Source organism: Komagataeibacter kakiaceti JCM 25156 (genome assembly GCF_000613305.1).
On the sequence record NZ_BAIO01000027.1, the window covers coordinates 1 to 13703 of the forward strand.

General features: G+C 62.9%; 11 protein-coding genes, 1 tRNA gene, 4 pseudogenes and 1 riboswitch. Of the genes and pseudogenes, 10 read left to right on the forward strand and 6 right to left on the reverse strand.

The window, feature by feature from the left end:
- The 8 genes and pseudogenes from JCM25156_RS03740 to JCM25156_RS21325 form a co-directional block, all read left to right on the forward strand.
- Positions 1 to 679: hypothetical protein (locus JCM25156_RS03740; RefSeq protein WP_025812183.1), on the forward strand; the 679-nt coding region annotated here is incomplete at its 5' end.
- 123 nt (positions 680 to 802) lie between these two features.
- Positions 803 to 1144 carry an AtpZ/AtpI family protein gene (locus JCM25156_RS03745; RefSeq protein ID WP_025812184.1) on the forward strand — a complete coding sequence of 114 codons (342 nt, stop codon included), beginning with the start codon at positions 803 to 805 and terminating at the stop codon, positions 1142 to 1144.
- 12 nt (positions 1145 to 1156) lie between these two features.
- Positions 1157 to 1905 (forward strand): annotated as a pseudogene (locus JCM25156_RS21320) (F0F1 ATP synthase subunit A).
- A 61-nt stretch (positions 1906 to 1966) separates the two neighbouring features.
- Complete coding sequence (locus tag JCM25156_RS03755) at positions 1967 to 2191, forward strand: ATP synthase subunit C family protein (RefSeq protein ID WP_003616715.1); 225 nt, start codon at positions 1967 to 1969, stop codon at positions 2189 to 2191.
- A gap of 16 nt (positions 2192 to 2207) precedes the next feature.
- Positions 2208 to 2822: a F0F1 ATP synthase subunit B family protein gene (locus JCM25156_RS03760; protein WP_025812185.1), complete on the forward strand. Its 615-nt coding sequence runs from the start codon at positions 2208 to 2210 to the stop codon at positions 2820 to 2822.
- Between the two features lie 30 nt (positions 2823 to 2852).
- Entirely contained in the window at positions 2853 to 3347 is a 495-nt protein-coding gene (locus tag JCM25156_RS03765; RefSeq protein ID WP_025812186.1) for a F0F1 ATP synthase subunit B family protein, read from the forward strand.
- A 20-nt stretch (positions 3348 to 3367) separates the two neighbouring features.
- Positions 3368 to 4126: a glycosyltransferase family 2 protein gene (locus JCM25156_RS03770; protein ID WP_034958311.1), complete on the forward strand. Its 759-nt coding sequence runs from the start codon at positions 3368 to 3370 to the stop codon at positions 4124 to 4126.
- 12 nt (positions 4127 to 4138) lie between these two features.
- Positions 4139 to 5807 (forward strand): annotated as a pseudogene (locus JCM25156_RS21325) (ArnT family glycosyltransferase).
- Between the two features lie 196 nt (positions 5808 to 6003).
- On the opposite strand, the pseudogene JCM25156_RS21330 reads toward JCM25156_RS21325, so the two are convergent.
- Positions 6004 to 7758 (reverse strand): annotated as a pseudogene (locus tag JCM25156_RS21330) (porin).
- A gap of 97 nt (positions 7759 to 7855) precedes the next feature.
- Between JCM25156_RS21330 and JCM25156_RS28580 the strand changes: the two are divergent.
- A complete protein-coding gene (locus JCM25156_RS28580; protein ID WP_148299307.1) occupies positions 7856 to 8122 on the forward strand; it encodes a hypothetical protein in 267 nt (88 codons plus the stop codon).
- A gap of 70 nt (positions 8123 to 8192) precedes the next feature.
- On the opposite strand, the gene JCM25156_RS03785 is transcribed toward JCM25156_RS28580, so the two are convergent.
- Entirely contained in the window at positions 8193 to 8465 is a 273-nt protein-coding gene (locus JCM25156_RS03785) for a hypothetical protein (protein WP_025812188.1), read from the reverse strand.
- A gap of 91 nt (positions 8466 to 8556) precedes the next feature.
- Between JCM25156_RS03785 and JCM25156_RS03790 the strand changes: the two genes are divergently transcribed.
- Complete coding sequence (locus JCM25156_RS03790; RefSeq protein WP_034958313.1) at positions 8557 to 9078, forward strand: DUF2721 domain-containing protein; 522 nt, start codon at positions 8557 to 8559, stop codon at positions 9076 to 9078.
- Between the two features lie 107 nt (positions 9079 to 9185).
- Here JCM25156_RS03790 and JCM25156_RS03795 read toward each other — a convergent pair whose 3' ends face one another.
- The 4 genes and pseudogenes from JCM25156_RS03795 to JCM25156_RS32350 form a co-directional block, all read right to left on the reverse strand.
- Positions 9186 to 10157: an ABC transporter substrate-binding protein gene (locus tag JCM25156_RS03795; protein ID WP_025812190.1), complete on the reverse strand. Its 972-nt coding sequence runs from the start codon at positions 10155 to 10157 to the stop codon at positions 9186 to 9188.
- 49 nt (positions 10158 to 10206) lie between these two features.
- A riboswitch (TPP riboswitch) is annotated at positions 10207 to 10303 on the reverse strand.
- 67 nt (positions 10304 to 10370) lie between these two features.
- Positions 10371 to 11585: a cytochrome b gene (locus JCM25156_RS03800; RefSeq protein ID WP_025812191.1), complete on the reverse strand. Its 1215-nt coding sequence runs from the start codon at positions 11583 to 11585 to the stop codon at positions 10371 to 10373.
- A gap of 176 nt (positions 11586 to 11761) precedes the next feature.
- Positions 11762 to 11838: transfer RNA gene (locus tag JCM25156_RS03805), tRNA-Arg, on the reverse strand.
- A gap of 70 nt (positions 11839 to 11908) precedes the next feature.
- Positions 11909 to 13703: pseudogene (locus JCM25156_RS32350) on the reverse strand (efflux RND transporter permease subunit); the annotation flags it as partial.

A 13703-nucleotide genomic window follows, 5' to 3' on the forward strand; every position in this document is an offset into this window, starting at 1 on the left:
CCCACGGCCCGAATCCGCCGCCCCCGCGTCCACGCCCGCGCAGCCCGCGCCGGTGTTCGATATGGCGCCGCTGCCGGTTACGACCGGCCAGCTCGTGCAATACATTCTCACCCCCACCGGTCAGGTGTCCGGCATGCTGCTGGCGGACGGGACGCAGGTGTTCTGCCAGCATGAACTGGGGGAGAACCTGCCCGCCATCGTCCGCCCCGGGGAGCAGGTGACCATCAACGGCCTGAAGGGGGCGAACCAGCCCATCGTACGGGCCTACGCCGTGACCGGCCCACGGGGCCAGCGCATTGCCGACGTGCGCCCCCCCACGGGTGACATGCCCTTTGATTCCCCCAGCATCGGCCCGGACGTTCCGGTCGACGGTACGGTTCTTGCGCCTTTATATGGTATACAGGGCAAGGTGCAGGGTGTTATAATGAAGGATCACAGCATCGTTTACGTGGGTGAGACCAACGCCGTGCGTCTGGCCGCGTGGCTCCGTCCGGGCGCACCGCTGCATGCCATCGGCACCGGTGTCTCGGGGGAACGCGGGACCGCCATCAACGCGCGTGAGATAGGGCCTGATGTCAACCAGGCCATCCATATCGAACCCGCCGATGCCCCGCTTCCCGGCGCGTTCCCCGGCAGCGCGGGTTATGATGTCATTCCCGGCGGTTCCTCGGCGGAATGAGGGGACGCCAAACGTCCGTGTAATAAAAAAGATGCATGAATAAGGCGTTTGTTTGGCGGCCATTGCTTGACAGGTTATTGCAGCATCGTTAGCTACCGCCTGCACCCTTGGGAGGTGCGAGACGTGGATAAGGATACCGATCCATCCGGCGAATCCTTCGACCGGCGACTGGAAGCAGCCCGCGAGCGCCTTGAGCCCCGCGCCGCCGCCGAACGTCCCGCCGGTGGAACGATGTCCGATCTTGGCCTTGTGCTCAGGGCCGGAACGGATCTTGTGTCGGCGCTTGTGGTCGGGGTTGCCATGGGCTGGGGGCTTGACCACTGGCTTCATGCCAGGCCGTGGTTCCTTATCGTGTTCTCGCTTCTTGGCGGTGTGGCAGGTGTGCTGAATGTCTGGCGTCTGGTCAGGCCCGAGGCCATGAATGCTGAGGCAAACGGACCGGATGACGGTCCGGGACGGATATAGGGAAGAACGAAGTTGGCGGCCGGATCATCCATCGACGCGCTCGGTCAGTTCGAGCTCCACCCCGTTATGGGCGTAATTGGCGAATCCCTGCGGTTCAGCCAGTCCCCCATGATGATGATTGTAGCCGCCATTCTTGTTCTGGCGTTCCTGTACGTGGGCATGCGCCCCGCGGCGGTGGTGCCGGGCCGGCTCCAGGCCGCGGCCGAGATGTGTTACGATTTCATCCACAACATGGCGGTTGATACGATCGGCCCGGAGGGGCGGTCCTTCTTCCCCTTCGTGTTCACGCTGTTCTTCTTCATCCTGGCCGGTAACTATCTGGCCTTCTGCCGTTCTCCTTTGCCTTTACCAGCCATATCGCCGTAACGCTGGCGCTGGCGCTGATGGTGTTCTGCCTCTCGATCATTGTTTCGCTCAAGGTGCAGGGGGCAAGGTTCTTTGCCCACTTCATGCCCGCGGGCGCGCCCAAGGCGCTGGCCCCGCTGCTGATCCCGATCGAGATCCTTTCCTTTCTTTCGCGTCCCGTGAGCCTGTCGATCCGTCTGTTTGCCAACATGGTCGCCGGTCACGTGATGTTCGACATGTTTGCCGCCTTCACGATCATGCTGGCCGGTCTGGGCTTCTTCGGCGATATCATCGCCGTTGGTCCCGTGGTCATCAATATCGCGCTGATGGCACTCGAATTGCTGGTGGGTGCCTTGCAGGCATACGTGTTTGCCATCCTTACCTGCATCTATCTGAGGGAGGCGGTGGCCCACTAACGGGTCGCTACCCCGCTTCCATCGCTTCAATCCAGAACGTCTGAAACAAGGAAAAAAAGACATGGATATCGCAGCAGCCCGTGAAATTGGTGCCGGTATCGCCGTTATCGCCCTCGCTGGCGTTGGCATTGGCCTGGGTAACATCTTCTCTACGCTGGTGAGCAGCATCGCGCGCAACCCGTCCGCGCGCCCGCACGTGTTCGGCCTTGGCATGCTGGGCTTCGCCCTGACGGAAGCCGTGGCCCTGTATGCGCTGCTGATCGCGTTCCTGATCCTGTTCGTCTGATACGCTGGAGGCGAACATGGCGCGCGCCGTGATGTATGACAACATCCGAAGGGCGGGGACTTTTCTGGCCTCGTCCGCGTTGGCTCTGCCGCTGATGGCCATGGTTGCCCCTGGCGCGCGCGCCGAGGGCATGCCCCAGCTTGATTTCGGCAATCCCTATGTCATCGGCCAGGTGATATGGGGCGCTGGCATTTTTCTTGTACTCTATCTCCTGCTCAGCCGTTCGGCGCTGCCGAAGGTGGAAAAGGTCCTGTCCCAGCGTCGCCAGACGATCGAAACGGACCTGGGGATAGCGCACAAGGCGAAGACCCGCGCGGATGAAGCCGTGGCCGAACTGCACAAGGCCCGGCATGACGCCATGGCCGAGGCGCAGGCCAATGTGGACAAGGTTGTCGAGGAGGCACGTGTCGCCGCCGCCCGGCAGACCGAGGAAATGAACGCGCGACTGGCCACGGAAATCCGTGATGCCGAGACCCGCGTCGCCCAGGCGCGTGACAAGGCCCTGTCCTCGGTGCGTGAAATTTCCACGAATACGGCGGAAACGCTGATCCATCAGTTATCCGGCATTGCCGCCCCGGCCGATTTCGTGACGGCAAAGGTTGGTTCTGCCGCGGCAGCACGTGGTCTCTGACCCGCTGCCCAAGACAGACAGGTCATAATCATGTTTCATGATCCCCGCTTCTGGTCGGCTGTTGCCTTTGTCCTGTTTTTTGTCCTGTTCGGACGCTCACTGTGGAAACCCCTGGTGAGCGCGCTGGACGGACGGGCGGAGCGTATCCGGGCCGAACTTGATGAGGCCGCGCGCCTGCGCCGCGAAGCCGAGCAGATGCTTGAGGACGCCACGCGTGACCGGGAAGCGGCCCTGGCCGAGGCCAAGGAACTGGTCGAACATTCCCTGCGTGAAGCCGCCATCATCGCGGAGCAGGCCCGTAAGAATGCCGAGGAAATCGCCACCCGTCGCGAACAGATGGCCAAGGACCGCATTGCCTCGGCAGAGCGTTCGGCCCTGCGTGAAGTGCGGGAAACGGCGATTGAAATCGCCATTCAGGCCACGCGGGAAACACTGGCCACCAGCCTTGCGGCCGACGTGGATGGTAAGATCATCGACAAGTCGATCGGTGACCTGCCCGCCTCCCTGTCCCAGCGCGCCGCCTGACGCCCTTGGCCACAGCCGCAATGTCAGGAACGGATAACGGGACCGATAAGCGCGGTCCCGTTGTTTCCATTATCGCCGTCGTACTGGATGAGCGGGAGAATATCCGCCCCCTGTGCGAGGAAATAGCGGCGTCCCTTGACCAGTTGCCCGCCGCCGAAGTCCTGTTTGTGGATGACGGCAGTTCCGATGGCACGCTCGCGGCCCTTGAGGCTGTGAGGAATGACGGCATCCTGCCCGGCCTGCGCATTCTCACCCATGACCGGGCCTGTGGTAAATCCGCTGGCCTGCGCACCGGAATCGCGGCCGCGCGGGGGGAATGGATCATCACCCTTGATGGCGACGGGCAGGATAATCCGGTTGATTTCGCCCCGATGCTTGAACTGGGCCGCGCCGCGACGGGCCGCGCGCCGCTGGTCGTGGGGGTCCGCACGAAGCGGCGGGACAATATCTCCCGCAGGCTGGCCTCACGCTTCGCCAATGGCCTGCGCCGTCGCCTGCTTGATGATGGGTGCCCGGATACCGGGGCCTCGCTCAAGGCGTTTCGCCGGGCGGATTTTCTCTGCCTGCCGCAGTTCGAGGGGCTGCACCGTTTCCTGCCCTCGCTTATGGGGCGGCGCGGGGTGCCGCTGGTCTGCATGCCGGTTCACCATCGCAACCGGCTGCATGGATCTTCAAAATACACCAATCTCAACCGGGCGCTTGTCGGCATTCGGGATATATTGGGTGTAATGTGGCTGAACAGCCGCGCCAGGATACCGAAACGCGTTACCGAACGCTGAAGGGATCGTGCCATGACACGTCTGACACTGCGCCACTATATTCTGGTGGCGCTGTCCGTGTTTGTGCTGTTTCTGCCCGGACGCGCGGCAATGCCACCGCTGGACCGTGACGAACCGCGCTATATGGAAGCCACGGCCCAGATGCTGCACAGCGGCAATTATGTCGATGTCCGGTTTCTGGATCAGCCCCGTTACCTGCAACCTGCCGGCATATACTGGCTGGAGGCGGTTGCTGTCCGTCTGACCGGCATGGAGGGAACCCATGCCGTCTGGCCCTATCGTATTCCCTCCCTGCTGGCGGTCACGGCCGCCACGGTCCTGACCGCATGGATCGGCGCGACCCTGTTTGGCCCCGCCTGTGGCCTGCTGGCCGCCGCCCTGCTGGCCGTATCGGTGCTGATGACGGCGGAAGGGCGGATGGCCACCATCGACACCACACTGCTGCTGTGCGTGCTGCTGGTGCAATGCGGCCTGCTACGCGCCTATCTGGACCGGGAACGCGACCGGGCGACACCGCTTGCGGCGGCGGTGCTGTACTGGACCGCGCTGGGGTGTGGCCTCATGCTCAAGGGGCCGGTCGTGCTGGTTCCCGGTTTTGGCACGCCGCTTGCCCTGGCGCTGGTGGAAAGGCGGACCGACTGGTGGTATCGCCTGCGCCGGCATGGGGCTGGCTGCTCATGCTGGGGATCGTGGTGCCATGGTGCGTCGCCATTGGCGTCATCAGCCACGGGGATTTCTTCTCACGCGCGGTCGGGCATAATTTTCTGGGCAAGGTGGCAAGCGGGCAGGAAACACATGGCCTGCCGCCGGGGTATCATCTGGCGGTTTTCGCCATCGCGTTCTGGCCGGGATCGGTGTTCGCGGCCATGAGCCTGCCTTTCATCTGGGCACGGCGCCATCAGCCGCATGTGCGCTACCTGCTCTGCTGGATCATACCGCACTGGCTGGTGTTTGAAGCATCGCGACCAAGCTGCCCCATTACGTGCTGCCGACCTATCCGGCCATCGCCATCCTGACGGCCGCGGCGGTCATATCCTTTTCCGGCCAGTGGGAATGGCCACGGGCGCTCTGGGCGCGTGGCCTGCTGGCGGCCTATGGGCTGATCTGGTTTACGCTGGGGTCCGTTCTGGCTTTTGCCGGGCCGGTACTGCTGTGGCGGATGGAGGGCATCCTGTCCCCCGCGGCGCTGCTGATCCCCGCTGGCGCGCTGCCGCTGCTGGTTCTGTCGGGTTACCTGATCCTGCACCGCGATGCGCTGAACGCCGCCATGGCTGCGGTGGCGGCGGCGGTGATCATCCATGTCGGTCTGTTTTCCACCGTGATCCCGCGTTTGCAGACAATCTGGCTCAGCCCGCGCCTTGCGACACTGGTGGATGCGCACCGTCCCTGCGCGCAGACCATCGTGGCCTCGACATCGGATTCGGAACCCAGCCTTGTCTTTCTGTTAGGGGAGACGACGCGCCTGATTGGCGCGCGTGCCGCCGCCGATTTCCTGCAACAGAACCCCAGATGCGGCATGGCGCTGGTGGGCACGGGCGATCTGGCGGCCTTTCGTGACCGTGCCCGGCAGACTGGTCTTGAAATCCGTGAGCTGGGGCAGCAGACGGGGCTGAATTATTCCACGGGCAAATACCTGACAATCGGGCTGTATGCCGTCGGGACGCCGTTTGAAAATAATTGACTGGTAAACAGTAAAAGTTTTCGGGTGCCGCCTTTTTTCAAAAAGGCGGCGTTTCCCGAAGCTTTTTGAAAAAAGCTTCACCAAAAACTTTTCATGATTTGTAGTCAGGCGTTTTGGATTCTTTTTTACAAAAAAGAACAGGAAACCGGGACCAGTCCGTGCCGGATATGCCCCCGATTTCCTGCGGGCTTCGCGATCAGAACAGCAGGATCATACCACCGGAGGCGCTGTTGTCGCTCTCCTTGTACGGGCCATGGGCGGCGGAACTGGTATGGGCGTATTCCGCCACCAGATTCAGCCAGTCCGTCATCTTGTAATAGGCCGCGCCCACTTCCGATTCATTGCGGCGCACGAGATCGGGGTCATTCTCGCCAGCGGCCTGATAGAGATTACTGACACCATAACTGCCGACCAGTTTGAACTTCTTGGTGAAGTTATACATCATCTGGACATAATAGCCTTCCGATGCCCGCTTGCGGCCATTGCTGGCCACGCCATCAAAGAACAGCCCCGTCGTGCCCAGACCGCTGCCACGGTAATAATAGCCCACGAACTGCGCCGGGCCGTAGGTCAGCTTCGTGCCGATTTCGCCCGCTTCCGCCGTGACGCCGTGTTTTTCACCCGGAATGACGGAAACATCGGCAGTACCGCTCGTGGTCATGTTGTAAATGCCGTCGTTGGCTTCGCGCAGCTGGGTTGTGACCGATGTTGTCCTGCTGACCATCAGATCCTGCTGGTGCTGCGTCAGGAAACTCGCCCAGATGCGCGCGCTCAGTCCGCCGATCTTGAAGTCATACGTGACCTTGCCCTGGATCATGGGGGAGCTGTGCTGGGTGGAACTGGCGGAATAGGCGGTGCCATTGGCGTCATCGCCGGAGAAATCGAATTCATCCAGAGGCTGCAGGATGCCGATCGTGCCCTGGAAGCCCTTGATGGTGGGCGACTGGTACGAAATCTGCGGGATCCAGTCGGCATACACGTAACCGACACCGATACGGCCAAGCGAGGTATTGCCCGGCGCGGCGTTGCTGCCGGTGGAGCCGACACTCAGCAGGGTCGCGTCATCCAGAATGGCGTCACCGCCGAAGATGCCAAGGTCACGACCGATCTTGAACGTGCCCCATTTCTTGTTGCCCGCCGTGACGTAAACCTGACGAAAATCGATACCGGCCGTTCCCAGCCCCACCGGCTGCCGCCGGTATTGGCGTTGAACGCGCCGTTCTTGGCGTTGTTGATGCCGGGATACATGCCCATGACGGCGGCCAGGTCGATGCCGTTCTGCGTGGTCTTGAGCTTGAGGATCAGGCCGGCGGGCAGCAGGCCGTTACGCAGCGCCGAGGAATCGAACCCGCTGCTGCCCGTTGAAACGCCGCCCGCCACGTAATGGCCGCCAGCGGGGCTGTTGAATGTATAGAACCCGTTGATGAAGCCCGACAGGTTGATGTCGATCGGCCCCGCCTTGAAGGTCAGGCCACCACCGGGCACGTATTTGTTGACCCGCACGAAGTCGGAACTGTTCATGGCGTGCTGGGTGGCGAGCCATGTGGATTCGGCCGATGCGGCGCTGGCCTGCGCATCGGCGGCGGCCTGCTGGGCCTGGGCCAGCACGTCGTTGGGGTCCATCCCGCCGCCGATATTGATATTGCCCGGTGGCTGGATCGGCTGGCCCATGGCGCTGCGCATGGCCGTGTGCGTGGAGACCGGGGTGGCCAGATGGCGCTGCACGGGTACGTATTGCTGCGCACGCGTGGCCGAGGCGGCCGCGCGTACGTGCTGCATGTGATGGCTCAGGAGTCCGTTGTACTCACCCTGCGTCAGGCTGCCCTTCGCCTTCAGGATATCAAGGAGTTCACTGTAATCATCAGCATGCCTCATCGGGGCAGGCGAGGGATGCGCCCCCGCTTGCCATGACAACGACCGCGCCAATACGCGCCAATTTTCCAGCCGACATAGTATTAAACTCCCTGCCAGCATTCCTGTTGTATAAAACCGCGTGGGTCAATGGGCGCACATCGGCCCGTCCGGCAGGTCGGGACGGGGGGTGCAACATGCGTCCGTTCACAGATTATGCCCTGCGGCAAGGACGGGAAAACAGGGATTCCGCCCGTATCGAAATAAAAAATTCCTTTATTTTATTGGAATGTTCAGAAGCCGGCCCGGATGCGGCCCATGCGCGTTTCCCGACTGATCCCGTACTATATCAGGGCATGGCGGTGGCTTTCGGGGGCCGGATCGGTCCTGTCCGGGAACCTTTCCGGCCGTGCATCAAACAATCGTGTGCGTCTGAATTTCTGAATTTATTCAATAAAAAATGACTGGAGGCGGATTTATGGTTTCAGGAATACAGGACTAACACTCACAAATCCGTGTTTATAGTTTATTAACTTAGTTCTTGACTGTACCCCGCGCGCCAGTCCCGTCGTTCAGCAGGGCGCGGGCCTGCCGCCACGCGGCTTCCAGCGCATCCACCATGGTGTCCTGTGGTGGGGTCCAGTCCAGTGCGTCATGCCCCGGCGGGGTCAGGCGCGCACGCCACAAGGCCGTGCCCGTGTGGTCGGGCTGGCGGTCGATGGCAAGCGGCCAGTCCGCCGGAATGCGTGACAGGACGCGCGCCAGCCGTTTTTCGGGCGTAAGCGGTGTGGCGTAATTATGTGACATGACATTCTCCCGGGCCGTCCAGCGCGACTCTGCCCCTTGACGGGGGCGGGGATAAGCCCAAAAAACGCAGGCCCTGCCCCCAGCCTAGGATATGCCTGACGTGTCTGCCTTTCCCGGTCTTATTCCCGACGAATCCGTTGATGGGGTCGCCCATCTGATCCAGACCGCCCTGACGCCGGTGTTCATGCTGTCGGGCATCGGTACGCTGCTCAACATGTTCAACACCCGTCTGGCCCGTGTCAGTGACCGGATCGAGACGGTGCGTGACAAGCTCGATGCCATGGATGACAAAAGCGGCAAGGATGCCAACATGCTCATGAAGCGGCTGGGGCTGCTGCATTACCGCACGCTGCTGCTGGATGCGGCGATCCTGTTCGGGGGTGTGGGGGGCGCGTCCGCCTGCGGTTCGGCCTTTGCGCTGTTTCTGGGCAGCGTGCGCGATTCATCCATCGCGTGGTGGCTGGTGCTCATGTTCGGCAACGCGCTGGTGTGTACCGTCATCGCGCTGGGCATGTTCCTGGGGGACAGCATCGTGGCCTGGCACGGCCTGCGGATCACCACCTTCCTGCCGCACAAGCGCGACCTGCTGGCCAGCATCACCCCACAGGACTGAACTTATAGGTTCTTTTAAAACAACAAAAATTTCCGGGCGCCGTCTTTTTTTAAAAGGCGGCGTCTGCCGGAGCTTTCTGAAAAAAGCTTCAGGGTTTGCAGGGGATCTCAGGGGGCCGCAGGCGTGCTGAACGGATCAAGCGCGTACCGCTCAAGCGGGATGTCGTGGGTCATCATGCCATGGGCATGCAGGAAGGCGGCGAACGCCCGGTAGCGGGGAACGTTCAGCAGCGCGGGCTGCTTGCACAGCCGTGACAGCGTGGCCTGCCACGCCGCCCGGTTCAGGGGGGTGTCAAGTTCCGGGTGGTCGCCAATCGCCTGCGCCAGAATGGCGTCAGGGTGGTTGATGAGCGTATTGGCCCCCTCCGCCAGCGCGTCCATGAACGCCTTTATCCATGCCTCATGCGCGTGGTCGCGCCCGGCCAGGAAAATCAGCTCATCGGACATGGGCACGCCGTGCTCCTCCGGGAAGAAGGCGGTGACCTTGATCCCCTTCTGTTGCAGGTCGATCAGTTCATAGGTGCGTACCGCCCCGATCACCCCATCCACCGCGTGGCTTATGATGGCCTGCTCCAGCTGGAAATTGACATTGACCTGCCGCACATCCGCAATGCCCAGCCCCACGGAATGGAGCATGGCGTCAAGGGCGGCGTCATCCACGCCGGGAATGGAAATGCCGATGGTCCTGCCCTTCAGCTCCGACAGGTCATGGATCGTACCGCCGGTGATCAGCACATTGAGCGGCGTATCGATCAGCGTGCCGACACGCACCAGCGGTATGTCCTGATCCGCCAGCATGCCCAGTTGCGTCTGGTAGGATACGGCAAGATCCGCCTGCCCCGCCGCGACCAGGCGCGCGGGCGATCCGGGATCGGCGGGCGCGATCAGCTTCACATCCAGCCCATGGCGGGCGAAAGCGCCGCTGTACTGCGCGGCCAGCAGGCTGGCGTGGTCAGCGTTGAGAAACCAGTCCAGCACGACCGTAACCTGCCGCCCGCCCGCGCGGGCGGGCTGTACCGGCAGGGCCATGCAGGCCACAAGGATGGCCAGGCCAAGTGTGCGGGCGACTATGGCGCGCATGCGGAATCCCTCTTCCACGACTTCCACGGAACATGGCAGGCAGGGAACGGACGCCACAGGTCAGCCTCCCTTCGCTGGCATGACCCAGATCAGGTTCAACGGGTATGATCTCAGCCCGCCATTGGCGGACACCCCGGTCGGGCGGAGAGTGTGGGAAGGCGCGCGCGCCCGTCAAGTCACGGATGCTGGACCCGTTCCTTGAGGCCGGATGGTTCAGGCCCCGGACCCGCGCATTTCCCGCCGTGCGCAAAGCGGGAGCAGCACAAGGAAATAGCTGAAATAATAAAGCGTCGCGAGCCGCCCCACGGTCATCCAGCCGCCCGCGGCATGGTGGCGGCCCACCAGACCCATCAGCACGAACGCCGCCACCAGCCCCAGCAGGCCCACCCGGCACAGCGGGCGGAAACGGGCCGAACGGATGGGGGAGCGGTCGAGCCATGGCACCGCGAACAGGATCAGCACCGCGCCGCCCGATGCGACAAGCCCGCCGAACTTTGACGGCACGGATTGCAGCATTCCGTAAAACGGCAGGAAATACCATTCCGGCTCGATATCGGCGGGCGTGTGCATGGGGTTGGCGGGGCGGTAGTTCTCCGGCTCGGACAGAAGCCCGGGCCACAGGAAGGCAAGGGCCACGAACACCAGCGCGAACAGCACAAGCCCCGTCAGGTCCTTGGTCGTGTAATAGGGATGGAAGGGCACGTTTTCACGCGCGGGCAGGGGGGTGCCGGTGGGGTTGTTGGGGCCGGGCACATGCAGCGCGGCCACATGCAGCCCCACGACGGCCACGATGGCGAACGCCAGCAGGAAATGCAGCACGAAAAAGCGGTGGATGAAAATATCCCCCAACTGGTCGCTGCCTTCCATGACATGCTCCAGCGTTGGGCCGATGACCGGTATGGCCCCCATCGCCTTGCCCGCCACATCCGCCCCCCAGTAGGACATCTGCCCCCATGGCAGCACGTAACCCGCGAACGCGGTGACCATGACCATGAGCATGAGCCCCAGCCCCGACAGCCACAGGATCTCGCGTGGCTGCTTGTAGGAACCATAATACAGCCCACGGAACAGGTGGATGTAGAGCGCCGCCATGAACAGGCTCGCCCCCGTGACGTGGATCGCGCGCAGCATCCACCCGCCGGGCACCTGGCGTTCGATCATCTCGACCGACATGAAGGCATCCGCCACCGTGGGCGTATAGTTCATGGCCAGGAAAACGCCGCTGGCCAGCATGACCACCAGCACCGCGCACAGGATCGCCCCGAAATTCCACAGCCCGTTCAGGTTACGCGGCATGGGGAAGTCGATATATTCCCGGCGGAACGCGGTTATGACCGGAATCCTGCGGTCAATCCAGCCGGAAACGCCCGTTCCCTGCGCGGATGGGGCCTGTGGCGGAATGTTCTCGGGGGGGCGGGACCCGTTCATTCTTGTTTCCTGAATCCGGACAAAGCAAATCAGCCAAGGTGTAGCAGCCCGGCAGGCGGCAGGCACCTTTTTTCGGATAACGAACGGTCATGGCGTCGCCCGCGCAGCGGCACGATACAGGCGGACAGGCACGATGATGATCGTGGTCGCCAGCTTATTCATGATTTCAGGAAAAGTGGCGCACCCGAAAGGACTCGAACCTCTAACCCCCAGATTCGTAGTCTGGTGCTCTATCCAGTTGAGCTACGGGTGCGCTGTGAGGCGGTTTCTAGCCGACCCCGCCGCCCCCCGCAACCCCTTTTTTTGCCTGCGGAAAAGATTTTTCATGCCCGCCCACGGGTCACGAGCCGCCGGACCATCCGCGCGGTCCATGTGCGCATGTGTTCCATGTAAAGATAGATGACCGGCGTGGTGTAGAGCGTGAGCAACTGGCTCATCATGAGCCCGCCAACCACCGTAATGCCCAGCGGGCGGCGCATTTCCACGCCGTAGCCGCCATTGGTGATCAGCGGCACGGCCCCCAGGGCCGCAGCCAGCGTGGTCATGAGAATGGGGCGGAAGCGCTGGACGCAGGCGTCATGTATGGCGTCGCGCGGGGAAAGGCCCCGGTCGCGTTCCGCGTGCAGGGCGAAATCCACGATCAGGATGGCGTTCTTTTTCACGATACCGACCAGCAGGATCATCCCGATCATGGTGATGAGGGAGAATTCCTGCCCCGTCGCCCACAGCGCCAGCACCGCCCCCACCCCGGCCGAGGCAGGGTGGACATGATGGTCAGCGGATGGATGTAGCTTTCATACAGGATGCCCAGTGTCACGTAGATCGTGACGAGGGCGGCGATGAAGATCAGCACCTCGTTGATGATGGCGGACTGGAACTGCGCCGCCTGCCCGGTAAATCCACCATGTATGGAGGGCGGCACATGCATGTCGATCATGGTGTCGGCAATCGTGGCCGCCGCGTCGCTCAGGGCCATGCCGGGGGCCAGGTTGAAGGAAATGGCGGCGGATACGAACCCGTCGCGGTGCGAGACGGTAATGGCCGTGGGCCGGTGGACAAGACGCGCCACATCGGAAAGCGGGATCATCGTCTCGGTGCTGGAGGAGACGGCCGACCCGTTCGACGCCCCCGCCCCGCCCGCCAGCCGGTTGGCGATCTGGTTGCGGAATGACTGCTGGCTGAGCTGCGCGCTGCGGCTTTCCTGCGCGCTCGTTTCGGCCTGCACGCGCACCGTGTTCGACACCGTGCCGCCCCCCCGCGCTGCCCCCGGCGGTCGAGATGCGGAAGGAGCGCAGGATGTCGGGTGAGGTGCGGTACCGGTCCGCCACTTCCATGACCACGTGATAGGTGGTGAGGGAGGTGGAGATGTTGGACGCCGTGCGCTGGCCAAAGGCGTCATACAGCGTGTTGCTGAGCAGTTGCGGCGTGACGAGGTAGCGCGCCGCAAGGTCGCGGATGATGTCGGCATGGATGGCCGCGCCATTGTTCATGACATCGGTCGTCACGTCGCGCAGCACCGGCCCCGCGCGCAGCGCGGCGGTCAGGCGCGGGGCCCATGTATAGATGTCATCGGCGTTGTCGCTGGTCAGCAGGTAGCGGTACGCCCCTTCCTTCTGCCGCCCGCCGCCGCCGCTTATGTCACCTGCCGAGAACAGCGATATGTCCAGCCCCGGAATGTTGGCCAGCCGCCTGTGGATGCGTTCGATCATCTCATCGGGGCCATCGCTGCGCTGCGTGCGGTCGATCATCTGGGCGAAGGCCTGCCCCTCGATGTTCGTGTCACCTGAAAACGCCACCACTTCCTGCGTGTCCTGGTCCGCGGCCATCGCGTCGCTTATGGCGCGGATCTTCTCCTTCATGGCGGGAAAGGAGATGGTCTGGTCCGCGCGGAAGAAGTTCATGACCATGGCCACGTCTTCCTTGGGCAGGATCCCCTTGGGCATCAGCACGATCACCCCGATCATGACGGCGAGGCTGAGCGGCAGGGTCACGGCGGTCAGGACATGATGGCGCAGCGCGATGACGAGGGAGCGCTCGTAATGGTGGAGCAGACGCCGGTAGCCCGCTCCATCCACTCCCCCGCCGCATACGGCCAGCGCCGCCAGCGCGGGGCGGCGG

What these genes read in the sequence shown, in the direction of transcription:
- JCM25156_RS03785 (WP_025812188.1), bottom strand. Translation starts at nt 8,465, where the DNA reads ATGTCACATAATTACGCCACACCGCTTACGCCCGAAAAACGGCTGGCG.
- JCM25156_RS03800 (WP_025812191.1), bottom strand. Translation starts at nt 11,585, where the DNA reads ATGAACGGGTCCCGCCCCCCCGAGAACATTCCGCCACAGGCCCCATCC.
- JCM25156_RS03790 (WP_034958313.1), top strand. Translation starts at nt 8,557, where the DNA reads ATGCCTGACGTGTCTGCCTTTCCCGGTCTTATTCCCGACGAATCCGTT.
- JCM25156_RS03770 (WP_034958311.1), top strand. Translation starts at nt 3,368, where the DNA reads ATGTCAGGAACGGATAACGGGACCGATAAGCGCGGTCCCGTTGTTTCC.
- JCM25156_RS28580 (WP_148299307.1), top strand. Translation starts at nt 7,856, where the DNA reads ATGCGTCCGTTCACAGATTATGCCCTGCGGCAAGGACGGGAAAACAGG.
- JCM25156_RS03765 (WP_025812186.1), top strand. Translation starts at nt 2,853, where the DNA reads ATGTTTCATGATCCCCGCTTCTGGTCGGCTGTTGCCTTTGTCCTGTTT.
- JCM25156_RS03760 (WP_025812185.1), top strand. Translation starts at nt 2,208, where the DNA reads ATGGCGCGCGCCGTGATGTATGACAACATCCGAAGGGCGGGGACTTTT.
- JCM25156_RS03795 (WP_025812190.1), bottom strand. Translation starts at nt 10,157, where the DNA reads ATGCGCGCCATAGTCGCCCGCACACTTGGCCTGGCCATCCTTGTGGCC.
- JCM25156_RS03755 (WP_003616715.1), top strand. Translation starts at nt 1,967, where the DNA reads ATGGATATCGCAGCAGCCCGTGAAATTGGTGCCGGTATCGCCGTTATC.